Annotated in this window: 19 protein-coding genes; 12 read left to right on the forward strand and 7 right to left on the reverse strand. The window is 71.3% G+C overall.

Annotation, left to right across the window (positions count from 1 at the left end; translation table 11 throughout):
• Position 1 precedes the first annotated feature (1 nt).
• Positions 2–1222, reverse strand: a complete 1221-nt coding sequence (locus tag OG562_RS26295) for a methyltransferase domain-containing protein (RefSeq protein ID WP_266401902.1) — start codon at positions 1220–1222, stop codon at positions 2–4.
• 248 nt (positions 1223–1470) lie between these two features.
• On the opposite strand from OG562_RS26295, the gene OG562_RS26300 reads away from it, so the two are divergent.
• The 4 genes from OG562_RS26300 (at position 1471) to groL (ending at position 5764) form a co-directional block, all read left to right on the forward strand.
• Positions 1471–2343, forward strand: a complete 873-nt coding sequence (locus OG562_RS26300; protein WP_266409527.1) for a polysaccharide deacetylase family protein — start codon at positions 1471–1473, stop codon at positions 2341–2343.
• A 260-nt stretch (positions 2344–2603) separates the two neighbouring features.
• Positions 2604–3377, forward strand: a complete 774-nt coding sequence (locus OG562_RS26305) for a polysaccharide deacetylase family protein (protein ID WP_266409529.1) — start codon at positions 2604–2606, stop codon at positions 3375–3377.
• A gap of 290 nt (positions 3378–3667) precedes the next feature.
• Entirely contained in the window at positions 3668–3976 is a 309-nt protein-coding gene (groES, locus tag OG562_RS26310; protein WP_020132158.1) for a co-chaperone GroES, read from the forward strand.
• A gap of 162 nt (positions 3977–4138) precedes the next feature.
• Positions 4139–5764: a chaperonin GroEL gene (gene groL / locus OG562_RS26315; RefSeq protein ID WP_266401904.1), complete on the forward strand. Its 1626-nt coding sequence runs from the start codon at positions 4139–4141 to the stop codon at positions 5762–5764.
• A 150-nt stretch (positions 5765–5914) separates the two neighbouring features.
• Here the strand turns inward: groL and OG562_RS26320 are convergent, their stop codons facing one another.
• From OG562_RS26320 to OG562_RS26330, 3 genes are all read right to left on the reverse strand, one after another.
• Positions 5915–6622, reverse strand: coding sequence for an ester cyclase (locus OG562_RS26320; protein WP_266401906.1), 708 nt, complete (start codon positions 6620–6622; stop codon positions 5915–5917).
• 89 nt (positions 6623–6711) lie between these two features.
• Complete coding sequence (locus OG562_RS26325) at positions 6712–7485, reverse strand: SDR family oxidoreductase (RefSeq protein ID WP_266401908.1); 774 nt, start codon at positions 7483–7485, stop codon at positions 6712–6714.
• Between the two features lie 95 nt (positions 7486–7580).
• A complete protein-coding gene (locus tag OG562_RS26330) occupies positions 7581–8273 on the reverse strand; it encodes an MOSC domain-containing protein (RefSeq protein WP_266401909.1) in 693 nt (230 codons plus the stop codon).
• A gap of 80 nt (positions 8274–8353) precedes the next feature.
• Between OG562_RS26330 and OG562_RS26335 the strand changes: the two genes are divergently transcribed.
• Complete coding sequence (locus OG562_RS26335) at positions 8354–9262, forward strand: LysR family transcriptional regulator (RefSeq protein ID WP_266401911.1); 909 nt, start codon at positions 8354–8356, stop codon at positions 9260–9262.
• Positions 9263–9338: 76 nt separating this feature from the next.
• Here the strand turns inward: OG562_RS26335 and OG562_RS26340 are convergent, their stop codons facing one another.
• Positions 9339–9668, reverse strand: a complete 330-nt coding sequence (locus OG562_RS26340) for a WhiB family transcriptional regulator (RefSeq protein ID WP_266401913.1) — start codon at positions 9666–9668, stop codon at positions 9339–9341.
• 380 nt (positions 9669–10048) lie between these two features.
• Here OG562_RS26340 and OG562_RS26345 point away from each other — a divergent pair, with 380 nt between their 5' ends.
• The 4 genes from OG562_RS26345 (at position 10049) to OG562_RS26360 (ending at position 14752) form a co-directional block, all read left to right on the forward strand.
• Positions 10049–10660, forward strand: a complete 612-nt coding sequence (locus OG562_RS26345; RefSeq protein WP_003948568.1) for a response regulator transcription factor — start codon at positions 10049–10051, stop codon at positions 10658–10660.
• Between the two features lie 574 nt (positions 10661–11234).
• Entirely contained in the window at positions 11235–11822 is a 588-nt protein-coding gene (locus OG562_RS26350) for a sigma-70 family RNA polymerase sigma factor (RefSeq protein ID WP_266401916.1), read from the forward strand.
• A 186-nt stretch (positions 11823–12008) separates the two neighbouring features.
• The gene (guaB, locus tag OG562_RS26355; RefSeq protein ID WP_266401918.1) at positions 12009–13511 is read left to right on the forward strand and encodes an IMP dehydrogenase; all 1503 of its coding nucleotides are present in this window, start codon (positions 12009–12011) and stop codon (positions 13509–13511) included.
• 116 nt (positions 13512–13627) lie between these two features.
• Positions 13628–14752 (forward strand): GuaB3 family IMP dehydrogenase-related protein, encoded by a 1125-nt coding sequence (locus OG562_RS26360; RefSeq protein WP_266401921.1) that lies wholly within the window; start codon positions 13628–13630, stop codon positions 14750–14752.
• Between the two features lie 669 nt (positions 14753–15421).
• Here the strand turns inward: OG562_RS26360 and OG562_RS26365 are convergent.
• Positions 15422–16633, reverse strand: coding sequence for a nucleotide sugar dehydrogenase (locus tag OG562_RS26365; RefSeq protein ID WP_266401924.1), 1212 nt, complete (start codon positions 16631–16633; stop codon positions 15422–15424).
• A gap of 292 nt (positions 16634–16925) precedes the next feature.
• Between OG562_RS26365 and OG562_RS26370 the strand changes: the two genes are divergently transcribed.
• Complete coding sequence (locus OG562_RS26370; RefSeq protein ID WP_266401927.1) at positions 16926–18632, forward strand: glycerol-3-phosphate dehydrogenase/oxidase; 1707 nt, start codon at positions 16926–16928, stop codon at positions 18630–18632.
• 83 nt (positions 18633–18715) lie between these two features.
• Here the strand turns inward: OG562_RS26370 and OG562_RS26375 are convergent, their stop codons facing one another.
• Positions 18716–19762, reverse strand: a complete 1047-nt coding sequence (locus tag OG562_RS26375) for a serine hydrolase (RefSeq protein WP_266401929.1) — start codon at positions 19760–19762, stop codon at positions 18716–18718.
• Between the two features lie 518 nt (positions 19763–20280).
• Here OG562_RS26375 and OG562_RS26380 point away from each other — a divergent pair.
• Positions 20281–22479, forward strand: a complete 2199-nt coding sequence (locus OG562_RS26380; RefSeq protein WP_266401932.1) for a serine/threonine-protein kinase — start codon at positions 20281–20283, stop codon at positions 22477–22479.
• 195 nt (positions 22480–22674) lie between these two features.
• Positions 22675–25518: a protein kinase gene (locus OG562_RS26385; protein ID WP_266401935.1), complete on the forward strand. Its 2844-nt coding sequence runs from the start codon at positions 22675–22677 to the stop codon at positions 25516–25518.
• Positions 25519–25622: the final 104 nt, after the last annotated feature.

Raw genomic sequence — 25622 nt, forward strand, 5'->3', positions numbered from 1 at the left:
CCTACATGGCACTTGAGGTGGCAGGTGTGGCGGGGGCCCCGATGAGCATCGTCGGCGCCCCCGCCACCCGCGTGAGGAACACGGTCGCCGAGTTCGACCCCTGCGACTTGGGCAGGGCCTTCCTGCGCAGCTCCTCCGGCTCCACGGCCGACCCCCGCTTCTTCACGGTCAGGATCCCGACCTCCCGCTCCCGCAACAGCGCCTTCAACTTCTTGACGTTGAAGGGGAGTTCGTCGGTGATCTCGTACGCCGACGCGTACGGCGTCGGCCGCAGTGCGTCGGCGGTGATGTACGCGATGGTCTCGTCGATCAGTCCGCCGTCCAGGTCCCGGGCCACGTCGGCGACCAGATGGGCCCGGATGACGGCGCCGTCGGGCTCGTAGAGGTAACGGCCGACGGGCCGGACGTCGGGGTCGGGCAGCCCGCTTCCGACCAGGGTCCGCGGCCCCGGCAACAGCGTCGCCCGCACGGCTCCCGGCTCGACCGCGCCCGGTTCGAATGCGCCCGGCTTGGCGCCGAACCACAGCACCGCCTCCTTCACGTCCCCGCCGTCCGAGATCCACTCGGCTTCGGCCTCGGCCGGGATCGCCTCGTGCGGCACGCCGGGCGCGATCTTCAGCGCGGCGATCGGGGCGGCGAGCGCGGCCCCGATCGCCCAGGACAGGGGCGGCGAGTACGCCTCGGGGTCGAAGATCCGGCCTCGTCCGCCGCGCCGTGCAGGGTCGACGAACACGGCGTCGTAGCCGCCGGTGTCCACCTCGGCGACGTCCGCCTCCCGCACGTCGATGAGCTCGTCCAGCCCCAGCGCCCGGGCGTTCGCCCGGGCCGCGGCCGCCGTCAGCGGGTCGCGGTCGACGGCGAGGACCCGGATCCCGGCGCGGGCCAGCGCGATCGCGTCGCCGCCGATCCCGCAGCACAGGTCGGCGACGGACGTCACGCCCAGGCCCTTCATCCGCTCGGCCCGGTAGGCGGCCACGCTCGCCCGCGTCGACTGCTCCACCCCGTTGGGCGTGAAGAACATCCGCTCGGCGTCGTGGACCCCGAACTTCGCCCCCGCCCGCTGCCGCAGCCGGGCCTGGCCCAGGGCCGCGGACACCAGCTCGGCGGGATGCTCGCGGCGCAGCCGGGTGGCGACGGCGAGCTCGTCGGCGGGGGCGGTGCCGCGCACGGCGTCGAGGAGGGCACGGCCCTCGGGGGTGAGGAGGGGGGCGAGGTCGTTCACCGGCCCATTGTCCGCCAGCGGCGGCCGGTGTGGGCCAGTCGGTGGATGGTGCGCCTCCGGTCGCGGTGTCGGGCCGGGTTCGGTGGGGGTGGCTGCGAGGATCCGGCGCCATGGGATCTGTCGTACAAAATGACAAGAAAGATGCCAAGAGGGATGCCAAGAGGGGTGCTTCCCGGGCGGAACGCCGACGCGCCGCCCTCCGCGGTGCCGTAGAGCACCGGCGTACGGGAATCCGCGGCGCGATCGCGATGCTGGCCCTCGCCGCCATCGCGTCGGGCTGCGCCCAGGGCGGCTCGGGCACGGGCGCGGCCCGCCCGGCCCCCGGCCGGCCCGAGCAGGCGGCTCCCCGGGCCGGGGCCGGCGCCCTGCACGCGTACGCCTCCAGGCTCCGCGCCGTCCAGCAGGCCCGGATCGCCGCCGCGAAGCGCTGGGGCCTGAAGAAGGCCCCGCTGACGCCCCCGGTGCCGCCCGCGGAGAAGCCGGAGATCCCCACCCGCGACGGCTTCGAGGTCGACGACCACGAGGAACTCGGCCTCCCCCCGGTCTTCACCACGATCCCCACCGAGGACAAGGTCGTCTTCCTCACCATCGACGACGGTGCCGAGAAGGACCCCGCGTTCCTGCGGATGATGAGCGACCTGCACATCCCCTACACGGCCTTTCTCAGCGACTACCTGATCAAGGACGACTACGCCTACTTCAAGAAGATTCAGGACTCGGGCGTGACCCTCAACAACCACACCCTCCACCACCCCTACCTGCCCGCCCTCTCCTACAGCCGCCAGAAGCGCGAGATCTGCGGCATGCAGAGCGTCATCCGCAAGCACTACGGCAAACGCCCCGCCCTCTTCCGGCCGCCCTACGGCAACTACGACCAGGACACCCTGCGCGCCGCGAAGTCCTGCGGTGTGCGTTACGCGCCGCTCTGGGACGAGGAGGTCTTCGTCGACCACTGGGAGTACCGCGAGTGGGACCGTGACCTGCACCCCGGAGACATCGTCCTGAGCCATTTCCGCGGCCGCGACGACTGGAAGGGCACCATGCCCGACATGGTCCGCAGATTCCTCGACAAGGTCACGAAGAAGGGCTACGCGGTGGCCCGCCTGGAGGACTACCTGTGAGGACGGGAAGCGACGGGAGGGACGGGGAGGACAGGAAGGGCGGGGAGGGCAGGCGGGACGGATGGAGTCGGCGGGGTGATGAGTGGAGTCGGCGGGGCCTGCGGGGCCGGCGGGGCCGGCGGGGTCCGACGGCGGCCGTACTGCCGCCCCTGCCCCGGCCCCTGCTCCTGCTCCTGCTCCTGCCCCGGTCCTTGCCCCTGACGAAGGCCCGGCCCCTGACGAAGGCCCTCACCCTGACTCTGGCTCTCACCCTCGCCCTGATGGGGACGCTGACCGGCTGTGCCCAGTCCGTCGACCCCATCGAACGGTTGGGCAAGAAGGCCGCGGAGCGCGTACGCCCGCCCGCCCCAGCGGCGGGGCAGGCCTACCGCCGCTGGGGCCTGGCGGCCCCCCTGGCCCCCGCCCCGCACCACCCCTCCCAGCCCCTCTCCGGCAGCCCCGCCCGGACGGCCCTCCCGCCCGTCGTCGACCATGTCCCGACCCGCGACAAGGTCGTCTTCCTCACCTACGACGACGGCGCAGAACGCGACCCCCGCTTCGTCGACATGGTCCGTGAACTGCGTCTCCCGGTCAGCATGTTCCTCACGGACAGCGTGGTCGGCCCCGGCTACGCGCACTTCGCCCGCCTCCGGTCGGTCGGCGCGAACCTCCAGAACCACACCCTCGACCACGCGGCCCTGCGCGGCCTGCCCTACGCAGGCCAGCGCGCCGAGATCTGCGGCCAGCAGGAGAAACTCAGGTCCCGCTTCGGTCTGCGCCCCCGCTTCTTCCGCCCGCCCTACGGCGCCTACGACCCGACCACGCTGCGAGCCGCCGCCGACTGCGGCATCACGGCGATCGTCCTGTGGCGTACCTCCATGGGCCCCGCCGACCTCGTCTACGCCCACGGCTCCCACCGCCTCCACGCCGGCGACATCATCGCCGTAGACCCCGACGAGGCCACGGGCCCGACGCTGCGGGAACGCACGACACGACTCCTGCGGAGGGTGCAGGAACAGGGACTGACGGTGGGGCGCCTGGAGGACTACCTGTAGCGGAGGGCTCTCTGCGGACCGGCGTGTTCGGCAGCTCCCGGGGGGCGAGGCCGGCCCGAACGAGCGGCGACCAAGGACACGAACCGTCACTGAAATCCCCGCCGCGCGCCGCCGTCATTGGCACTCCGCTTGACCGAGTGCTAACCCCGGTCATAGTCTCAGCTCTGGCACTCCCCACTGGAGAGTGCCAACAACGCGACGGGCAGGTCCGGCACCCGCGACGACGGATCCACCTGGTCGCCACCTCAGACAGTTAACCCCGTGAGATCTCCGAAGGGGGAGGTCGGATCGTGACGACCACCAGCTCCAAGGTTGCCATCAAGCCGCTCGAGGACCGCATCGTGGTCCAGCCGCTCGACGCCGAGCAGACCACGGCCTCTGGCCTGGTCATCCCGGACACCGCGAAGGAGAAGCCCCAGGAGGGCGCCGTCCTCGCCGTGGGCCCGGGCCGCTTCGAGAACGGCGAGCGCCTGCCGCTCGACGTCAAGGTCGGCGACGTCGTCCTGTACAGCAAGTACGGCGGCACCGAGGTCAAGTACAACGGCGAGGAGTACCTCGTCCTCTCGGCTCGCGACGTGCTCGCGATCATCGAGAAGTAAGAACCGAGAAGTAAAGGGGAGCTGGGTCCAGGGTTCGCCCCCGAACATCCAGCACCCCCCTCTGCAGTGAGCTGCGCCCCTGGCCCCCGCGACCTTATGAAGCCGGGTGCCAGGGGCGCGGTTCGTTTCACCCACGTTTTCCGAGAGGGCTGAACCGCTCCCATGGCGAAGATCCTGAAGTTCGACGAGGACGCCCGTCGCGCCCTCGAGCGCGGCGTCAACAAGCTTGCCGACACGGTCAAGGTGACGATCGGCCCCAAGGGCCGCAACGTCGTCATCGACAAGAAGTTCGGTGCCCCCACCATCACCAACGACGGTGTCACCATCGCCCGCGAGGTCGAGCTCGACGACCCGTACGAGAACCTCGGCGCGCAGCTCGTGAAGGAGGTGGCGACCAAGACCAACGACATCGCGGGCGACGGCACCACCACCGCCACCGTGCTCGCCCAGGCCCTGGTCCGCGAGGGTCTGAAGAACGTCGCCGCCGGCGCCTCCCCGGCCGCCCTGAAGAAGGGCATCGACGCCGCCGTCAAGGCCGTGTCGGAGGAGCTCCTCGCCACCGCCCGTCCGATCGAGGACAAGGCCGACATCGCCGCCGTCGCCGCGCTCTCCGCGCAGGACACGCAGGTCGGCGAGCTCATCGCCGAGGCGATGGACAAGGTCGGCAAGGACGGTGTCATCACCGTCGAGGAGTCCAACACCTTCGGCCTGGAGCTGGACTTCACCGAGGGCATGGCCTTCGACAAGGGCTACCTGTCGCCGTACTTCGTGACGGACCAGGAGCGCATGGAGGCCGTCCTCGAGGACCCCTACATCCTCATCAACCAGGGCAAGATCTCCTCGATCTCCGACCTGCTGCCGCTGCTGGAGAAGGTCATCCAGACCAACTCCTCCCGCCCGCTGCTGATCATCGCCGAGGACCTGGAGGGCGAGGCGCTCTCCACCCTCGTCGTCAACAAGATCCGCGGCACCTTCAACGCGGTCGCCGTCAAGGCCCCGGGCTTCGGTGACCGTCGCAAGGCGATGCTGCAGGACCTGGCCGTCCTCACCGGCGCCACCGTCATCTCCGAAGAGGTCGGCCTCAAGCTCGACCAGGTCGGCGTCGACGTGCTCGGCTCCGCCCGCCGCGTCACCGTCACCAAGGACGACACCACGGTCGTCGACGGCGCCGGCAACCACGAGGACGTCGTCGGCCGCGTCAACCAGATCAAGGCCGAGATCGAGAACACGGACTCCGACTGGGACCGCGAGAAGCTCCAGGAGCGCCTCGCGAAGCTGGCCGGCGGCGTGTGCGTGATCAAGGTCGGCGCCGCCACCGAGGTGGAGCTGAAGGAGAAGAAGCACCGCCTCGAGGACGCCATCTCCGCGACCCGCGCCGCGGTCGAGGAGGGCATCGTCTCCGGCGGTGGCTCCGCGCTCGTCCACGCCGCCAAGGTGCTGGAGGGCGGCCTGGGCAAGACCGGCGACGAGGCCACCGGTGTCGCGGTCGTGCGCCGCGCCGTCGTCGAGCCGCTGCGCTGGATCGCCGAGAACGCCGGCCTGGAGGGCTACGTCATCACCTCCAAGGTCGCCGAGCTCGACAAGGGCCAGGGCTTCAACGCCGCCACCGGCGAGTACGGCGACCTGGTCAAGGCCGGCGTCATCGACCCGGTCAAGGTCACCCGCTCCGCCCTGGAGAACGCCGCCTCCATCGCCTCCCTCCTCCTGACGACCGAGACCCTGGTCGTCGAGAAGAAGGAAGAGGAAGAGCCGGCCGCCGGCGGCCACAGCCACGGCCACTCCCACTGAGGCACGCACCACCCCGAGCAGCACCAGAAGAAGCCCCCGTTCCGATCAGGAACGGGGGCTTCTCCCCTCGCGGGCGGTCTCTGCGACCCTGCTTTCAGGTCTCCAGGTCTGCAGGCTTTCAGGTCTCCAGGCTTTCAGGTCTGAAGGTTTTCAGGTCTCCAGCGCATCCAGCGCCCCCAGCTGCCCCATCAGCCCGAGCCGGTCGTACTGCCACCACGCCTCGGCGATCTTGCCGTCCTCGCCGAACCGGAAGATCGTCGACCCGGTCATGGAGACCTGCTTCCCGGTGGCGGCGAGCCCCATGAAGTCGCCCTTGTGGGTGCCGCGCCAGGTCCATCGGTTGCACACCCGGTCGTCCTGGGCGATCTGGTCGTCGACGACGAACATGAAGTCGAAGCCGCGCCGCCACATCCCGACCTCCCGCCGCATCGCGTCCATCCCCATGGTGTCCTGCTCGTTGGCGGGATCATGGTCGTGATAGTCCTCGGCGATGAGGCCGTCGAGCGCCGGCAGCTCCCCGTGGAGTGCGATCGTCTCGAAGAACCGCCGCGCGGCCACCGCGTACAGCTGCTCGTCGCGCACCACGTCCAGATCCGTGAACGTCGGCATCTCGTCGCACAGGGCCACCAGCTCCCGGAAGATCTTGTCGGTCTCCGGAAGGTTCGAGTTCCGCATCGCCTCCTGGTACGACGGGAACTCCACGATCTCGATGAAGTGCGATGCGTCGGAGCGGTCCTTGCCGACCACCGCGTGCGTCGCGGTCCGCTTCCCCCGGGTCTGTTCGACCCAGGTGTCCATCAATCGGTCCATCTCGTCGAACCGGCTGGTCCTGCAGTCGATGAGCTGTACGAACGTCATGGCGCAGCCTCCGGCCCCCCTGGGTCCGGCTTCCGTCACGTCCATCTTCCCACCGGAGCGCCGACGCCACCCGATTACCGCCGAGGCTGTTACTGAGGGCCGTACTTCCGTCCCGTCTTCGAGCTGATCCCGCCCAGCAGCGACCGGGGCGTCACCTTCACCAGCCCCATCAGCGCCTTGTACCGCGGATCCGGGATCGACAGCGACTTTCCGCGCGCCAGATCCTGCAGCGCCGCCGCGACCAGCTTGTCCGCGTCCAGCCACATCCAGCCCGGGATGTTGTCCGTCCCCATTCCGGCCCGCTCATGGAACTCGGTCCGCACGAAGCCCGGGCACAGCGCCATCAGCCGCACCCCGCTGCCCGCCAGATCGCGCGCCGCTCCCTGCGTGAACTGCACGACCCACGCCTTCGACGCCCCGTACGTCCCCCGCGGCACGAAGGCCGCCACGGACGCCACGTTCACCACACCCCCGCGCCCGCGCTCCCGCATCGCCGCGCTCGCCGCCGACGTCAGCCGCAGCACCGCCTCGCAGTGCACCTTGAGCATCTTCAGCTCATCGGCCATCGATACGTCGAGATAGCGGCCCTTGTTGCCGAAGCCGGCGTTGTTGATCAGCAGGTCGACGGGGTTCTTGCGGTCGCCGAGCCGGGCGGCCACCGCCTCGATGCCCTCGTCCGTGGCGAGGTCGGCGGCGCGCACCTCCGCCTCGATGCCGTGCCGGTCGTGCAGTTCGGTCGCCTGCTCGCGCAGCCGCTTGGTGTCGCGTGCCACGAGGACGAGATCATGCCCGTCCGCCGCCAGCCGCCGCGCGAACGCGGCGCCGATGCCCGCGGTCGAACCCGTGATGAGAGCCGTTGTCATGGCAGAAGGTTAGTGACCCGGAGTGCGGACGTCCGTTCTCTGCACGCGCCCTCCCGAAGGTGAAGACCCCGTGGACACCCACCCGTGACGGCGCTTCAGCCGCCGTACGCCCCGCCCTGCTTCGCGCCGTACTTCTCGACGTACTCCCGGGCCGCCGCCAGCGCCTCCGGATGCAGTGCCTCGCCCGCCGCGAGCAGTCGGGGCAGCAGCTCACGGTGTGTGGTGGTGGCCTGGAACCCCATCCGCGCCGTCACCTCGTGCTCCGGCACGTGGACGATCTCGACCGGATCCCCCGCGCGGACCTCGCCCGGCGCGATCACTCGCAGATACGCGCCCGTCGCGGCCTTCTGCGTGAACCGCTTGACCCACCGCTGCTCACCCATATGGCCCTGGAAGGTGAGGCAGGGTATCCGTCCGCCCGTCACCTCCAGGATCACCTCCGCGCCGATCCGCCAGCGCTCGCCGATCCGCGCCCCGGACACGTCCAGTCCGGCGGTGGTGAGGTTCTCGCCGAACGCGCCGTTGGCCAGCGGGCGTCCCAGTTCGCGCTCCCAGTCGTCGAGGTCCTCGCGCGCCACGGCGTACACCGCCTGGTCGGCGCCGCCGTGATGGCGCAGGTCGCACACCGCGTCCCCGGCGAGCCCGCTCGCCCCGACCCCCTTCGGTCCGGGCGCCGAGATTCGCACGGACCCCTCGACGGGCCGCTTGTCGATACCGGTCAGCCCCTGCGGCTGATCGGTGTAAGGCACGGCCTTCGGACGACCCAGATTCACGGACAGAAGCCTCATGTCCGAACGGTAGGCCACCGAAGGTCAAAGTGTCGACGCATTATTCGCCGACGCATCCAAGGATCACTTATGCTCAGGAAGTGATCGAGGCCCGTCATCTCCGTGTCCTGCGCGCCGTGGCCGCCACCGGCTCCTTCTCGGCGGCGGGGCGTGAGCTGGGCTGCACCCAGCCTGCCGTCAGCCAGCAGATGAAGGCCCTGGAGGCGTCCGTCGGCACGCCCCTGCTGATCCGCAGCGGCCGCGAGATGCGCCTGACCCAGGCGGGCGAGGCCCTCGTACGGCATGCGGTCGGCATCCTCTCCGGACTCACCGCCGCCGAGGAGGAGGTCGCCGCCATCGCCGGCCTGCGCGCCGGCCGGGTCCGCCTGGTCTCCTTCCCCAGCGGCAGCTCGACCCTCGTCCCCACCGCCCTCGCCGCCCTGCGCGCCGCCCACCCCGGCACCCGCGTCTCCCTGGAGGAGGCCGAGCCGCCGAACTCCGTGGAGCTGCTGCGCGCCGGCGACTGCGACATCGCCCTCGCCTTCCGCTACGAGCGCGCGGCGGGCGGCGCGGGCGGCGAGGAGTGGGACGACCTGGTCGTACGGCCGCTGCTGACGGACCGCCTGGTCGCGCTCGTGCCCGAACGCCACCGCCTCGCGCGTGCGCAGTCCCTCGCCATCGGCGAACTGGCCCGGGAGCCCTGGATCGCGGGCTGTCCGCGCTGCCGAGGCCAGCTGGTGGAGGTGTGCGAGAGCGCGGGCTTCACGCCCCGCATCGACTTCGCGACCGACGACTACCCGGCGGTGGTCGGCCTGGTGGGCGCGGGCCTGGGCGTCGCCGTCCTGCCCCAGCTCGCGACCGAGTCCGTACGGCCCCGAGGGGCGCGCGCGGTGACGCTGGAGCCGGCGGTGCGGCGGGAGATCGTGGCGCTCACCCTGCCGGATCTGGCCCAGGTGCCGGCGGTGGCGGCGACGCTGGAGCAGCTGGAGCGGGCCGCGGCGCGCCCCTGACCTCGTCGAAGTCGTGACGGCAGAGAGAACGGCGAGCACCTACGCGTGCCCGCCGCTTGGTTGCAGAAACGTTCCTTCACGTGTTCGAAGCGGTGTCCCTCACGCCGGTCGACGCCGTCACCAGGCGGTTGCGCGCCCGTCCCATGAGCTCCTCGCGCTCGTCCTCGGTCAATCCGCCCCACACGCCGTACGGCTCACGTACGGCCAGTGCGTGCGCCGCGCACTGCGCGCGGACCGGACACCTCATGCAGACCTCCTTGGCCGAGTTCTCTCGAGCGCTCCGAGCCGCCCCGCGCTCACCCTCCGGATGGAAGAAGAGCGAACTGTCCACCCCGCGGCAGGCAGCCAGGAGCTGCCAGTCCCACAGGTCAGCGTTCGGTCCGGGAAGGCGGGAGAAATCTGCCATTGCGTGACCCCTTGTAGCCGTTCTGAGCGGATACGGTGCCCACGACCGTACAACTACGATCTAAGGAGATGAAAATATGACTCATTGCGAATCTAGCCTCAGACACCAGTAAAAGGGAAGAAATAGGGCCGAATGGGGCATGGGTTGTGATGAAAGCTTGAGGGTCCGCGCGGCTGTCTCCACCGTGTCCGCCCCCTCACGTAGAGTGCCGAAGAATGCACGCAGCCCCGTAACTCTTTCGAGTGACCGTCGTTGAGAGTGCGGAGGCGGTTGAAAACACAAACGCTCGGACAGGCGTCCGAGACGGTCGACCGCACAGGTGACGATTTCGTACCAGCCTGGAGGCACAAGGTGACGCGCATCAGCTGCGGAGGGCGGCCATGACATCCGTCCTCGTCTGCGACGACTCCCCGCTTGCCCGAGAGGCGCTCCGCCGCGCGGTCGCGACCGTGCCCGGCGTCGAGCGCGTGACGACGGCGGCCAACGGCGAGGAAGTTCTCCGCCGCTGGGGCGCCGACCGCTCGGACCTGATTCTGATGGACGTACGCATGCCCGGACTGGGCGGCGTCGAGACGGTTCGGCGGCTGCTGTCCGCCGACCCCGGTGCGCGCATCATCATGCTCACCGTCGCCGAGGACCTGGACGGCGTCGCCCTCGCGGTGGCCGCCGGCGCCCGCGGCTATCTGCACAAGGACGCCTCGCGCGCCGAACTGCGCGCGACCGTCACCCAGGCGCTCGCCGACCCCACCTGGCGACTGGCCCCCCGTCGGCTGCGCTCGGCCGAGATGGGCGCCGCGCCCACGCTCACCGCGCGTGAGATCCAGGTCCTCGAAGGCATGAGCCACGGCCGCTCCAACGCGGAGATCGGCCGTGAGCTGTTCCTCTCCGAGGACACCGTCAAGACGCACGCCCGACGGCTCTTCAAGAAGCTCGGCGCATCGGACCGCGCACACGCCGTGGCGCTCGGCTTCCGGTGGGGGCTGGTCCGCTAGGACCTGCCCGGCACGTCCCGCTGGTCCGGCCGTCCTGCCCGCCCGGCACGTCCGCCCGGCACGGCCTGCCTGTCCGGCGCCCGTCCCTCCCGCCTCTCCGGCAGGACCCGCCGGAGAGGTCCTGCGGGCCCGTCTCCGCGTCCCCCGGCCCACGTTCCCGGACCGGTCCGGGAACGTGGGCCGGGGGACGGGGTCGAGGACGCCTTCACGGGACGATCTTGGGCCGTCCGGCGTATACGAGCCGGGTCGCGAGCCGTGTTCGGAGTCGCCTTTCATCCAGCGGAGGGGAGCCGGGGCATGAGCGAACCTTCCTGCTCAGACGGGGTGGAGAGCCCCGCGGAGAACCCCGCCCGCCGCACGGTGGACGGGGGTGGCACAGGGCCTCGTCGAGCGCCCGCTGCTCGTTTCGCCGCGGATGCCGCATCCTTGAGGTGTGGAGTTCCTCGGGGACGAGTCGGTCGAGCGGGAGGGGAGGGCGCAGGGGATGAGTTCCGGCGCACCTGCTCATAACGCTTCGGTGCACAACGACGGGCACGGTGCCGCGGCCCCTCCGGCCGCAGGGCACCATGGACCGATGCGCGATGACGAGGCGGTCACTGCCGTGGGGACGATCGGGGCACTCGTCCATCGCGCCGTAGACGGCGACGAACAGGCCACCCACGACCTGCTCGCCCACGTCCACCCCCTGGCGCTGCGCTACTGCCGCACCCGGCTGTCCCGGCTGCCCGGCGACGCGCGCCACTTCGTGGAGGACCTCGCCCAGGAGGTCTGCGTCGCGGTCCTCCTCGCCCTGCCCCGCTACCGCGACACGGGCAGGCCCTTCGAGGCCTTCGTCTTCGCCATCGCCGCCCACAAGGTCGCCGACCTCCAGCGCGCCGCCATGCGCCACCCGGGCTCCACGGCGGTCCCGTCGGACGAGATGCCCGAGCGGCCCGACGACTCCCTCGGCCCCGAGGAGCGCGCCCTGCTCAGCAGCGACGCCGAATGGGCGAAGAAACTGCTGGCCAACCTGCCCGACAACCAGCGGGAGCTGCTCCTGCTGCGCATCGCCGTGGGGCTCACGGCAGAGGAGACCGGCCAGATGTTGGGAATGTCACCCGGCGCGGTCCGCGTGGCCCAGCACCGGGCGCTGAGCAGGCTGCGAGCACTCGCAGAGCAGTAGCCGCGCGGCAGCCGCCCCTGCGGTGCCTGCGGTCCCTACGGTTTCGGCCCCTTCGGTGAACAGGGCGCCCGCCGATTCCGTACGAACATACGAAGCCCGGAGTCACACTCGACCGTGGAATTCGGGAGCCGCGCTTCCCGTTAGCATGGACATCCGCACCGATCAAGGCCATTTGGGGAAGGTGTCATGACTGCCAACGTCGACGGAGTGCCCGGTAAATTCGCGACCCTCGGGCTCACCTACGACGACGTGCTGCTGCTGCCGGGTGCATCCGAGGTGCTCCCCAACGCGGTCGACACCTCGTCCCGCATCTCCCGTAATGTCCGGGTCAATATCCCGCTGCTGTCGGCGGCGATGGACAAGGTGACCGAGTCCCGCATGGCGATCGCGATGGCCCGCCAGGGCGGCGTCGGCGTGCTGCACCGCAACCTCTCCATCGAGGACCAGGTCAACCAGGTCGACCTGGTGAAGCGCTCCGAGTCCGGCATGGTCACCGACCCGATCACGGTGCACCCGGACGCGACCCTGGCCGAGGCCGACGCCCTGTGCGCCAAGTTCCGCATCAGCGGTGTCCCGGTCACGGACGGCAACAAGAAGCTCCTCGGCATCGTCACCAACCGCGACATGGCCTTCGAGTCCGACCGCTCGCGCCAGGTGCGCGAGGTCATGACCCCGATGCCGCTGGTCACCGGCTACGTCGGCATCTCCGGCACAGACGCCATGGAGCTGCTGCGCCGCCACAAGATCGAGAAACTTCCCCTGGTCGACGAGGCGGGCGTCCTCAAGGGCCTCATCACGGTCAAGGACTTCGTCAAGGCCGAGCAGTACCCCCGGGCCGCCAAGGACGCCGAGGGCCGCCTGCTCGTCGGCGCCGCCGTCGGCGCCAGCCCCGAGGCCCTGGAGCGCGCCCAGGCGCTCGCCGAGGCCGGCGTGGACTTCCTGGTCGTCGACACCTCGCACGGCCACAACAGCAACGCCCTCAGCTGGATGTCGAAGATCAAGTCGAGCGTGCGCGTCGACGTGATCGGCGGCAACGTCGCCACGCGCGACGGCGCCCAGGCCCTGATCGACGCAGGCGTCGACGGCATCAAGGTCGGTGTCGGCCCCGGTTCGATCTGTACCACCCGCGTGGTCGCCGGCATCGGCGTCCCGCAGGTCACCGCCATCTACGAGGCCTCGCTCGCGGCCCGTCCGGCCGGTATCCCGCTCATCGGCGACGGCGGCCTGCAGTACTCCGGCGACATCGGCAAGGCGCTCGCCGCCGGCGCCGACACCGTGATGCTGGGCAGCCTGCTCGCGGGCTGCGAGGAGTCCCCGGGCGAGCTGCAGTTCATCAACGGCAAGCAGTTCAAGTCGTACCGCGGCATGGGCTCCCTCGGCGCCATGCAGTCCCGTGGGCAGGCGAAGTCGTACTCCAAGGACCGCTACTTCCAGGCGGAGGTCGCAGCCGACGACAAGCTCGTCCCCGAGGGCATCGAGGGCCAGGTGCCCTACCGCGGCCCCCTCGGCAACGTGCTGCACCAGCTCGTCGGCGGACTGCGCCAGACCATGGGCTACGTGGGCGCGGCCACCATCGAGGAGATGGAGACCAAGGGCCGCTTCGTCCGGATCACGTCCGCGGGTCTCAAGGAGAGCCACCCCCACGACATCCAGATGACCGTCGAGGCGCCGAACTACAGCAGCCAGTGACGCGCACGCGCGCGTAGGGCATTCCCAAGGGGGCCACGGAGACACTCCGTGGCCCCCTTGTCGTACCCGTCGGCGATACTGGGAGACGCTGCAACGCATCAGGGAAAGGCCACAACGTGACTGAGATCGAGATCGGGCGCGGCAAGCGCGGCCGCCGGGCGTACGCCTTCGACGACATCGCCGTCGTCCCCAGCCGCCGTACGCGGGACCCGAAGGAGGTCTCGATCGCCTGGCAGATCGACGCCTACCGCTTCGAGCTGCCCTTCCTGGCCGCCCCCATGGACTCGGTCGTCTCCCCGGCCACCGCGATCCGCATCGGCGAGCTCGGCGGCCTCGGCGTCCTCAACCTCGAGGGCCTGTGGACACGCTACGAGGACCCGCAGCCGCTGCTCGACGAGATCGCCGAGCTGGACGCGGACACCGCGACCCGCCGCCTCCAGGAGATCTACGCCGCCCCCATCAAGGAGGAGCTGATCGGGCAGCGCATCAAGGAGGTGCGCGACTCGGGCGTGGTCACCGCCGCCGCGCTCTCCCCGCAGCGCACGGCCCAGTTCTCCAAGGCCGTCGTCGACGCGGGCGTGGACATCTTCGTCATCCGCGGCACGACGGTCTCGGCGGAGCACGTCTCCGGCTCGCACGAGCCGCTGAACCTGAAGCAGTTCATCTACGAACTCGACGTCCCGGTGATCGTCGGCGGCTGCGCCACCTACACCGCGGCCCTGCACCTGATGCGCACCGGCGCGGCGGGCGTGCTCGTCGGCTTCGGCGGCGGCGCGGCGCACACCACGCGCAACGTGCTGGGCATCCAGGTCCCGATGGCCACGGCGGTCGCCGACGTGGCCGCCGCCCGCCGGGACTACATGGACGAGTCCGGCGGCCGGTATGTGCACGTGATCGCGGACGGCGGCGTCGGCTGGTCCGGCGACCTGCCCAAGGCGATCGCCTGCGGCGCCGACTCCGTGATGATGGGCTCCCCGCTCGCGCGCGCGACCGACGCGCCGGGCCGGGGCAACCACTGGGGCATGGAGGCCGTCAACGAGGAGCTGCCGCGCGGCAAGAAGGTCGACCTCGGCACCGTCGGCACCATCGAGGAGGTCCTCACGGGCCCGTCCCACACGCCCGACGGCTCGATGAACTTCTTCGGCGCCCTGCGCCGCGCCATGGCCACCACCGGCTACAGCGAACTGAAGGAGTTCCAGCGCGTCGAGGTGACGGTCGCGGACTCGGTGCACCGACGGTAGTCCCGTAGTGCCGTAGACGGTCGAGAGGGGCCGGTCAGCTCACTTGGGTGAGCTGACCGGCCCCTTCTGCGTGCTCGGACGGACCTGAGGCGCGTGGGTGTGGGTCGGGGGCGCGCGGTTGCGTTCAGGGCGGATACGGGCTGGTCAGGTGGGTCGCGGGCGATAGCGTCCGGAGTGGCGCCCCGGTTGTGTGGGGTGCCCCCTTCCAAGGACATCGTTCCGGACCCCGGCCCTCGGGGCCCGGCCCGAGTTCCTGAACGAGCCGTCCACCGGGCCATCTGGGCGGCGTGGTGGAAGGGGGCACCCATGGGACGCCACCGCAAGCCCACCCGCTGGGACCGACTCCGTCTTCGGATGGTGCAGTGCCGGAGGAGGTGGATCTTGCGTCTTTTCGGATGGTGAGCGGCCGCCCCCAACCACAATAGGGGCGGACACTCCGTGATCCATCCAGGAGCCTGCCGCAGTGCCCACTGCGGTGGGCTCCACCTGTTTCTATTTCGGACGGTGAGCGGCCGCCCCCAAACACATTAGGGGCGGACACTCCGTGATCCATCCAGGAGCCTGCCGCAGTGGCCACTGCGGTGGGCCTCACCTGTTTCGTACGTTACCGGCGTGCCGTGCCGTGCGCCACCAGCCCCCGGAGCCCGGGTCGGCCGCGTGCGCCCCATTTCACAACCGATGCGCCGCCCCCGTGGGAGTGGCCCCCCGTGTGTCCAGCAACAGCTGGGCCTTCACCGACAGGCCCTGGAGGTCGTACGTGCGGTGCTGCTGGAGGAGGATCGTCAGGTCGGCGTCGGCGGCGGCCTCGTAGAGGGAGTCGGCGCGCGGCACCGGACGGTCCAGGACGCTCCAGGACGGTACGTGCGGGTCGTGGTAGCTGACGGCGGCGCCCAGCTCCATCAGACGGATCGCGATCTCGCGCGCGGGGGTGGCGGTCTGGTCGGCGAGGTCGGGCTTGTAGGTGACGCCGAGCAGCAGCACGCGCGCGCCCCGCGCCGACTTGCCGTGCTCGTTCAGGAGCGCGGCGGCGCGCTGGACGACGTAGCGGGGCATGCGGCTGTTGACCTGCTGGGCGAGTTCGACCATGCGCAGGGGGCCGCCGGGGTGGTGGCCGGTGCGGTCCAGGGGGACGGAGTGGCCGCCGACGCCCGGGCCGGGGCGGAACGCCTGGAAGCCGAACGGCTTGGTCTCCGCGCAGCGGATGACGTCCCACAGGTCGACGCCGAGGTCGTGGCAGAGGACGGCCATCTCGTTGACGAGGGCGATGTTGACGTGCCGGAAGTTGGTCTCCAGGAGCTGCACGGTCTCCGCTTCCCGCAGCCCACGCGCGCGTACCACCTTGTCGGTGAGACGGCCGTAGAAGGCGGCGGCCGACTCGGTGCAGGCGGGGGTGAGGCCGCCGATGACCTTCGGGGTGGTGGCCGGGGAGAAGTCGCGGCCGCCGGGGTCGACCCGGCTGGGGGAGTAGGCGAGGTGGAAGTCGCGGCCCGCGCGCAGGCCGGAGGTCTCCTCCAGGATCGGGCGCAGGAACTCCTCCGTCGTCCCCGGGTGCACGGGCGACTCGAGGATCACGGTGGTGTGCGGGCGCAGCTGTCCGGCCAGGGTGCGGGCGGCCGCCTCGACCTGGCTCAGGTCGAGTCCGCCGTCCGCGTCGCGCGGGGTGGGGGCGCAGATGACGGCCGTGCGCACCCGGCCCAGTTCCGCCGGGTCGGTGGCGGGCCGGAAACCCCCCGAGAGCATCCGGCGCAGTTCGGCGGGGCTGAGGGAGCCCGCCTCGGGGCCGGTCCGGTAGCCGAGGGTGGGGATGCCGGCGGCCACGGCGGCCTGGGCCAGGGGCAGGCCGAGCGGGCCGAGTCCGATGACGGCGAGATCTGCGGGCATGGCGTATGCCGTCCTTCCCAGTAACCGAAGCGGGACAGGTGCGCAAGCCCTGTGGACAGGATGGGCGAGCGCAATGTCAGACTAGGAGTAAATATGACCGTTATGCGGGATTGATCGACTGTGTTTTCCCGTAGACCCGTTCCGGTCACGTGAGTTTCCGGGAGAGTTGTCCACAGGCTGGGGGCATGTGGTGGCTGAAGTCGGGCAACAAGGTCAGAATCTGGTCATGGGGGAAACGGGCCGGGCCTCGCCCTGAGGGTGCGGCCGGCGCGACCGACAGCGGGAGGCAGCGGTGAGGACAGCGACACTGGGGCCGGCGCAGCGAGCCGAGTCTCTGGCGGGCATGGCCGAGCGCGAGCTGGACGTACTGGTCGTCGGAGCCGGAGTGGTCGGCGCGGGCACCGCCCTCGACGCCGTGACACGCGGCCTGTCCACGGGCCTGGTCGAAGCCCGGGACTGGGCGTCGGGCACGTCGAGCAGGTCCAGCAAACTGATCCACGGCGGACTGCGCTATCTGGAGATGCTCGACTTCACCCTCGTCCGCGAGGCGCTGAAGGAACGCGGACTGCTCCTGGAACGCCTGGCCCCCCACCTGGTCAAGCCCGTTCCGTTCCTCTACCCGCTCCAGCACAAGGGCTGGGAGCGCCTCTACGCCGGCTCGGGCGTCGCGCTCTACGACGCGATGTCCATGGCCCGCGGCCACGGCCGGGGCCTGCCCCTGCACCGCCACCTCAGCCGCACCCGCGCCCTGCGCGTCGCCCCCGCCCTGAAGAAGGACGCCCTGGTCGGCGCGCTGCAGTACTACGACGCCCAGATGGACGACGCCCGCTTCGTCGCCACCCTCGTGCGCACGGCCGCGTCCTACGGCGCGAAGACGGCCAACCGCGCGCGCGTCACGAGCTTCCTGCGCGAGGGCGAACGAGTCGTCGGCGCACGCGTCCAGGACGTCGAGGGCGGCGGGGAGTACGAGATCCGCGCCCGCCAGATCGTCAACGCCACCGGCGTGTGGACCGACGACACGCAGGCGATGGTGGGCGAACGGGGACAGTTCCACGTCCGCGCCTCCAAGGGCATCCACCTGGTCGTCCCGAGGGACCGGATCAGCTCCTCCACCGGACTGATCCTGCGCACCGAGAAGTCCGTGCTGTTCGTCATCCCCTGGGGACGGCACTGGATCATCGGCACCACCGACACCGACTGGGACCTCGACAAGGCCCACCCGGCCGCGTCCAGTGCGGACATCGACTACCTCCTTGAGCACGTGAACTCCGTGCTCCGCACCCCGCTCACCAGGGACGACGTCGAAGGCGTGTACGCAGGTCTACGACCGCTGCTGGCCGGCGAGTCGGACGCCACCAGCAAGCTGTCACGCGAGCACACCGTCGCCCATCCGGTGCCGGGGCTCGTCGTGGTCGCGGGCGGCAAGTACACGACGTACCGGGTGATGGCCAAGGACGCCGTCGACGAGGCCGTGCACGGGCTCGACCAGCGCGTCGCCGAGTGCGTCACCGAGGACGTCCCGCTGCTGGGCGCGGAGGGCTACCGGGCCCTGTGGAACGCGCGAGCGCGGACGGCCGCACGGACCGGGCTGCACGTGGTGCGGATCGAGCACCTGCTGAATCGCTTCGGCACGATGTCCGAGGAGATCCTCGACCTCATCGCCTCGGACCCCTCCCTCGGCGAGCCCCTCCAGGCCGCCGACGACTACCTCCGCGCCGAGATCGTCTACGCCGCCTCCCACGAGGGCGCACGCCATCTCGACGACGTGCTGACCCGACGCACCCGCATCTCCATCGAGACCTTCGACCGCGGGATGCGCAGCGCCCGGGAGGCAGCTGAGCTGATGGCGCCGGTGCTGGGCTGGGACAAGGACCAGATCGAGCGCGAGGTCGAGCACTACGAGAAGCGGGTGGAGGCCGAGCGCGAGTCCCAACTCCAGCCCGACGACCTGACGGCGGACGCGGCACGACTGGGGGCGCCGGACATCGCGCCGCTGTGACGTGCGGGGCCTGTGGCCGGGTGCCCGCTCTTTCACTCGAACGGGTGTCGTGAACCGGGATCTCCGTTCGGAACCCGCTCGTTCTACGGGGTGCGGGGGCAGAACTCGGCGGCGAGCAGGGCCGGTTCGAGGCCGGGATCTGCGACCGCCGTCGTGTTCACCCGGAAGGTGAGGACACGCCGACCGTCGAGGGTGGCCGCGGTGCGCACGTAGCTGCCCGAGATCCGGCCGTTGTGCCCCCACACCGTGACGCCGCACGGAAGCCTCACGGGAAACAGCCCCATGCCGTACGAGCCGTGTGCGGTACGGGTGTCGAGCATCTCGCGCAGCCAACGCGAGGACAGCAGCTCGCCGCCGAGCAGCGCCGCGTAGAAGCGGTCCAGGTCGGCGAGCGTGGTCACCAACTCGCCCGCGGCCCCGGCCACCCGCGGGTCGAGCTCGGTGACGTCGGTTCCGTCCGTGTCGTAGGCGCGACCGTGCGGAGAGGGAAGAGAGGTGCGGGAGCCCGGGAAGGAGGTGCCCGTCAGACGCAGGGGAGCGATGATCCGCCGCTCGGCCTCCATGGCGTACGAGTGGCCGGTGACCTGCTCGACGACCAGGCCGAGCAGGACGTAGTTGGTGTTGGAGTAGACGAAGCGGCCGCGGTCGGCCGGAGGGTGGGTGAGCGCGATACGCACAGCTTGAAGCGGGGTGACGGGGACGACGCCCTCGGTGTCCCGGGTGAAGTCGTACAGGCCGCTGGTGTGGGTCAGCAGGGAACGCAGGGTCAGCGCGCGCCCGTCGTTGCCCGCCCCGCGCACCAGTCCCGGCAGATGCGACTCCACCGTGTCGGACAGCGACAGCCGGTGTTCGGCGGCCAGTTGGAGCACGACGGTCGCGAGGAAGCTCTTCGTGACGCTGCCGGCCCGGAAGCGGTCGGCCCGGGAGATCCCGGGACCCGCCTCGGCGTAGCGGGTGCCGGACTCCTCACGGGCCAGCAGGGCCGCGGCGGGGGCCTGACCCCGAGTGACGAGCAGGGGGAGAAGGGCATCCGTGGGCGGGGTCGAGGTCGCCTGCGATCCGGTCGCGGCCAGGCCGAGGAGAGCCAGGGCCAGCGACACGGCCGACAGGCTCCTGAACGGCGGCGACATGCGGATCCTCCTTTCTCGTCGCGGTGCGGTCGAGTCCCGTCGAGTTCTGCCGAGTCGCGTCGAGCCCATCATCCAGGGGTGGGGAGGGGGCACTTCATCGGGGCCGGGGCCGGGCCGGGGCATGGGCATGGGGCGAGGCCTGGGCCGGGCATGGGCTTGGGCCGAGGTCCGGCCCAGGCCCGGCCGGTGCTTGGGCCGAGGGCGGGGCTTGGGCCTGGGCTTAGGGCTGGGCTTGGGCCGAGGGCGAGGGCGAGGGCGGGGGCGGGGAGGGGGAGGGGGAGGGGGAGGGGGAGGCGGAGGGAGGGGGGAAAGGGGGAATTCGCAGGTGGGGCAGGTGGTGTTCCTCGGGTGGTGTGGGTGTTGTGGTGCTGTTTGGCCGGAGACTGCTGCACCTTCTGGCCTGAATGCTCCTGTCCTGGGGTGAGGTGTGGATGTCGTGAGAGGCACCCTGGGCGTCGGGCACTTGTCGGGTGAGGGACAATGAAGGCTCTGTCAGGGCGGGTTGCATGAGGGGACGCATGTCGGAGGCGGAGCGGGCGGGGTCATCCCGTCAGGACAAGAGCGCACGTCTCCTCGCCGGGCGGTACCGGCTGGGAGACGTACTCGGCCGCGGCGGCATGGGGACGGTGTGGCGGGCGGAGGACGAGACCCTCGGACGCACTGTCGCCGTCAAGGAGCTGCGGTTCCCGGGGAACATCGACGACGACGAGAAGCGCCGGCTGATCACGCGGACGCTGCGCGAGGCCAAGGCCATTGCGCGGATCCGTAACAACAGCGCGGTGACGGTCTTCGACGTGGTCGACGAGGACGACCGGCCGTGGATCGTGATGGAGCTCGTCGAGGGCAAGTCGCTCGCCGAGGTCATCCGCGAGGACGGCGTGCTGGAGCCCAGGCGTGCGGCGGAGGTCGGGCTCGCGATTCTCGACGTGCTGCGTTCGGCGCACCGTGAGGGGATTCTGCACCGTGACGTGAAGCCGTCCAACGTGCTGATCGCCGAGGACGGCCGGGTCGTGCTCACTGACTTCGGTATCGCGCAGGTCGAGGGCGACCCGTCCATCACCTCCACCGGCATGCTCGTCGGCGCGCCCTCCTACATCTCCCCGGAGCGGGCCCGCGGGCACAAGCCGGGGCCGGCGGCGGACCTGTGGTCGCTCGGCGGGCTGCTGTACGCGGCGGTCGAGGGCTCGCCCCCGTATGACAAGGGCTCCGCGATCGCCACGCTCACCGCGGTGATGACCGAGCCGTTGGAGGAGCCGAAGAACGCGGGTCCGCTGAGGGACGTCATCTACGGTCTGCTCACCAAGGATCCCGCACGGAGGCTCGATGACGCCGGTGCGCGGTCGATGCTCAGCGCGGTGATCCACGCGCCCGAGCCCAGGGAGGTCGAGCCGGCCGACGCGACGACGGTCGTGCCGCTGCCGGCACAGCCGGACTCCCCGGAGAACAAGGGGAGTTCGGGCGGCGGGGAGGCCGGCGAGAAGTTGCGCGGGGCGTTCCGGTCCGTGCGCAAGGCCGCCGTCGCGGCCGGAGCGGCCACCTCTGCGGCCGCGTCCCGCGCCAAGTCGACGAACGGGTCTGCGACTTCGGCTTCGACCGCGGCTTCGGCTGCGACTTCGGCTTCGGGGGCCGTGCGGGCGGATGAGGCGAAGAAGGGCACCGGGGCTGCTGCGGCTTCCGCCGAGGTTACGGCTTCCTCTCCCTCTACCTCCGTCTCGCCCTCTCCTGCTTCTTCTTCCTTTTCCTCTTCCTCCCCTTCTGCCTCTGCTGTGTCTGCCTCGAAGGGCAGGACCACGGGTGCGGCCACGGTCACCACCGCTTCGGCGACCCCGTCGGCAGCCGGTGTCGGTTCTGGCGCCGGCGCCCGTGCCGGTGGGCGGAGTTCGGGGTGGCCCGTGATGACGCCTCCGGATCTGCCGCCGCGGTCGGTGCCCAGGGCGCCGCTCACCGATGTGGTGCCGAAGCGGACGCTGGTGATCATCGCGCTGGTGGTGGTGCTCGCGGTGCTCGGTACCGTGCTGGCCCTCACGCTGGGCGGCGGGGACGACGACAAGGCGAGCGGCTCGAAGAGCGGTGGCTCCAAGGCGGTCGCGGGCGGCACGGCGAGCGACAGCGCGAGTGCCTCCACCAAGGAGGACAAGGGGGACTCGGAGTCCGGGGACGGCACGGACGGTGGGACCCGGACGGACGGTTCGGCGTCGCAGTCCGCCACGGCCGGCTCCTCGTCCAGCAACGGCGCCTCCACGGACGGGGGCGCCGGGTCCGACGTATCCGCCAATGAGGACGGGCAGGCGACGACGACGTACAAGGGGAGTCAGGGGTACTCGATCGGGCTGCCCGCCGGGTGGGAGTTCCAGTCCACCGGGTCCGCGGGGGACCGGTTCACGGGGCCCGACGGGCAGAAGCTGCTCGTGGCCTGGACGACCACGCCCAAGGACGACCCCGTCGCCGACTGGGAGAACCAGGAGCGCTACATGACGCGCTCGCAGTACAAGAAGATCCGAATAGCGGAGGTGGACTACCGCGGCTGGAACACGGCCGACTGGGAGTTCACCTATGTGGAGAGCGGGACCAAGTACCGCACGGTCGACCGTGGGTTCGTCGTGAACGGCAGCCTGGGGTACGCGCTGATGTACACGGCGAAGTCCGCCGCGTGGGGCACCGATCTGCGGGAGACCACCTGGGCGACGCTCGCGGACACCTTCACGCCGAAGAAGTAGCCGAAGTAGCCGAAGCAGCCGAAGTGGCGAGGCCTTCGGGGCCTGCTGGCGGTCCGTGCGGGGCCTGTTGCGGGTGCGAGATCTTGCATCCCCTCTTTGCGGGTTGCCTCCGGCACGTATCGTGAGTGCTTGCGGACCGTACGCAGCCAGCTGTACGGCCGAATATGGCTGGAACGGCACGCAAGGTGAACGGAATTGACCGACCTGGCGGCCGGGGGAGGCAACGTGGACGACTATGCGGGACGGGTACTCGCCGACCGCTACCGCTTGCCGCTGCCTCCCGCGGAGGAGTACGAACTCACCGAGACCCGGGCCTTCGACACCTACAGCGGGCAGGAAGTCCTGGTCCGGCAGGTGCCGTTGCCGGAGGTCGTCGAGGCGGAGGTGCTCGACGCGGAGGGGCTGCCCGAGGGGTTCACGGCGCGTGAGCGCGGGGCCCGGCGGCCGGGAGCGCGAGCGGGCGCGGGGCTGGGCACGGGCGCGGGCGCCGGGGCGCGACGGCCCGCCGATCCCGTCGTACGACGGGCGGTTGAGGCGGCGCAGGCCGCGGCGAGCATTCCCGACCATCCTCGGCTCGACCAGGTCTTCGACGTGTTCGCCGACGGCGGTTCGCTGTGGATAGTGAGTGAACTGGTGGCCGCGCGGCCCCTGTCGGCGCTGCTCGCCGAGAAGCCCCTGACGCCGTACCGGGCGGCCGAGGTCGCCTCCGACGTGCTCATGGCGCTTCGGGTGCTGCACGCGCACGGCTGGGTGCATCGCAACATCACCGCGCGCACGGTCCTGGTCTGCGACGACGGCCGGGTCATGCTGACCGGACTGGCGGTCGGGGCGGCGGAAGAGGCGCTGTGCGGGTACGACCCGGTGCCGGTGGAGGAGGGGCAGGGCGCGCCGGGGCAGGAGAGCGGAGGCCTTCGCTCCGCCGTGCCGCCGACGGGAATGGGCGGCCCGGGTGGTTACGGCGGTCCCGGTGGTTCGGGGGGGTCCGGTGGGTCTGCCGGTTCCGGGCCGGTGGCGGGGGCTGGGGCCGGTGGTGTCGGTGCGGTGGATCCCGAGGCTGCTCGGCGGGCCGCCATCGAGGCGCGGGCGGCCGGTGGGCTGCCGGGAGCCGGGGACGAGTCGGCGAACGGGGCCGGGACATCGGGAGCGGTGGCCCGTAGGGCGGCCGTGGAGACCGGTGGGGACATTCGTGCCGCGCGGGCCGGGGCGATCGCCGCGTATCGCGCGGGGGCGCGGGCGGCGGCCCGGGTCCAGGAGACGCAGAACGGACAGAACGGGCGGGCTGCCCTGCCGGGGGCCCGTACCCCGGAGGGGCCGCCCGGACAGATCGCCGACCCCTACGGCGTCCGCGGCGCGCCGACGCCCGGGGCCGGTTCGGCAGGCTACGGGCCGGGGCCGGGGCCGGGTTCAGGGCCGGGGCCTGGGTCGAGCGCGTCGGCGGGGGGCCCGGCGTCGGCGGGGTACGCTCCCACGTCACCCGCTCCGGCGCAGCAGCTTCCCGGGTCGGCCCAGCCGCTTCCGGGTTCCGCCCAGGAGCTCCCCGCTTCCGGACCATACGGCTCGTACGGCTCGTACGGCTCGTACGGCCCGTACGGTCCCCATGGCATCGCCGCTTCCGCAGCCACCCCTGCCCCTGCCCCCGCCCCCGCCTCTGCCCCTTCGCCTTCCGTCTCCCTCCCCGCTCAGTCGGTCGAGGGTTCCGGTGGGGCGCGTGCCGGGGCGCGTTGGGGCGATCCGGTGGCGGGGGCGCCCGGGGCGGCGGCTCGGCGGGGGCCTGCGACGGCGTTGGCCGCCGAGCGGGCCCGGCAGGCGCGGATGGCGGTCGTCGGGCCCGTCACCGAGCGGTGGGCGCCGGAGCAGGCGGGTCCGGTGCACGAGAACTGGCAGCTGGCCGCGCCGATCGGCCCGGCGACCGACCTGTGGGCGTTGGGGGCGTTGCTGTTCCGGGCCGTGCAGGGGCATGCGCCGTATCCGGAGGAGTCGACGGCGGAGCTGGTGCAGCTGGTGTGCGCCGAGCCGCCGGCCTTCGCCGAGGAGTGCGGGTCGCTGCGGCCCGTGGTGGAGTCGCTGCTGCGGCAGGACCCCACCGAGCGCCTCGACTTCGAGGAGCTGCGGGGCTGGCTGCGCTCGCTGGTGCGTTCCGCGCCGGAGCCGGAGGCGGGGACGTACGTCGTCGCCGCGCCGCCCGCCGACCCGCGTCGGCTGCCGATCGTCCGGCGCAAGGGCGAGTTGGTGCGCAGACGGCGTGCCGGGCTGCCCGCGACGCACGGGCGGCACAAGCGGGCGGCTCCGCGGGAGACGGGCCGTTCGCCGCGAAGCCTGGGGCGCGTGCTGCTCGTGCTGATACTGCTTCTGCTGGCCGCGGTGGTCGCGTACGCCGTGCTGTTCATGCCCAAGTCCGGGGAGGAGAACGCGGCCGGCACGGACGGGGGGCAGCGGACCGGGGCGACCGGGGCGACCGGGTCGGTCGGCCAGGACACCGAGGCGAGCAGTGAGCCCCGGCCGGACCAGACCTCGCCGGCGCCCAGTGGCAGCGCCTCCTCGGAGGCCGAGGCCACGCAGACGCAGACCGGGTCCGGTTCCGACGTCGCCGACGGCTTCACCCTGCGCAAGGACGCGGCCGGCTTCCAGGTGGCCGTGGCCAACGGCTGGGACCGTACGCCGAAGAACGGGCGCGGGCAGGTCGTCTACGCGCACGGGGACTTCGAGCTGATCGTCGTCCCCGGGCGGGACAGCGCCTCGAAGAACGGCAGCGACCCGATGGCGTACCAGCGGGACAAGGAGAGCGAGCTGCAGCCGTACCGGGACTCCAGTTGGGCGACGGCGTCGGGGCTGCGGACGATCCAGGTGGGCACGCGGGTCATGGCCGAGGGGCAGTTCACCTGGACCGACGGCGCCGGACGCGAGCTGTATGTGCGCAATCTGGCGATCCTCGTCGACGGGCGCTATCACGTCGTCCAGGTCCGCGGCCCCGAGGCCGAGCGGGACGAGGTGACGCGGTTGTACGAACAGGCGTCGGCCACCTATCAGTACACGGGCTGATCGGTCCAACAGGCTCGACGGGTGTCCACCGGTTCTGTTTCTGCTTCCCGTTTCGGTTCCCGGTGGACGTCAGAAGCGACAACCGTCACAGTGCGGTCTCCTTG

The sequence above is a fragment of the Streptomyces sp. NBC_01275 genome, from assembly GCF_026340655.1.
In the GTDB taxonomy this organism is placed as follows: domain Bacteria; phylum Actinomycetota; class Actinomycetes; order Streptomycetales; family Streptomycetaceae; genus Streptomyces.

Coding starts and splice junctions, on each gene's coding strand:
- OG562_RS26300 (WP_266409527.1), top strand. CDS start 1,471: ATGCTGGCCCTCGCCGCCATCGCGTCGGGCTGCGCCCAGGGCGGCTCG.
- OG562_RS26305 (WP_266409529.1), top strand. CDS start 2,604: ATGGGGACGCTGACCGGCTGTGCCCAGTCCGTCGACCCCATCGAACGG.
- groL (WP_266401904.1), top strand. CDS start 4,139: ATGGCGAAGATCCTGAAGTTCGACGAGGACGCCCGTCGCGCCCTCGAG.
- OG562_RS26320 (WP_266401906.1), bottom strand. CDS start 6,622: ATGACGTTCGTACAGCTCATCGACTGCAGGACCAGCCGGTTCGACGAG.
- OG562_RS26325 (WP_266401908.1), bottom strand. CDS start 7,485: ATGACAACGGCTCTCATCACGGGTTCGACCGCGGGCATCGGCGCCGCG.
- OG562_RS26330 (WP_266401909.1), bottom strand. CDS start 8,273: ATGAGGCTTCTGTCCGTGAATCTGGGTCGTCCGAAGGCCGTGCCTTAC.
- OG562_RS26340 (WP_266401913.1), bottom strand. CDS start 9,668: ATGGCAGATTTCTCCCGCCTTCCCGGACCGAACGCTGACCTGTGGGAC.
- OG562_RS26345 (WP_003948568.1), top strand. CDS start 10,049: ATGACATCCGTCCTCGTCTGCGACGACTCCCCGCTTGCCCGAGAGGCG.
- OG562_RS26350 (WP_266401916.1), top strand. CDS start 11,235: ATGCGCGATGACGAGGCGGTCACTGCCGTGGGGACGATCGGGGCACTC.
- guaB (WP_266401918.1), top strand. CDS start 12,009: ATGACTGCCAACGTCGACGGAGTGCCCGGTAAATTCGCGACCCTCGGG.
- OG562_RS26365 (WP_266401924.1), bottom strand. CDS start 16,633: ATGCCCGCAGATCTCGCCGTCATCGGACTCGGCCCGCTCGGCCTGCCC.
- OG562_RS26375 (WP_266401929.1), bottom strand. CDS start 19,762: ATGTCGCCGCCGTTCAGGAGCCTGTCGGCCGTGTCGCTGGCCCTGGCT.
- OG562_RS26380 (WP_266401932.1), top strand. CDS start 20,281: ATGTCGGAGGCGGAGCGGGCGGGGTCATCCCGTCAGGACAAGAGCGCA.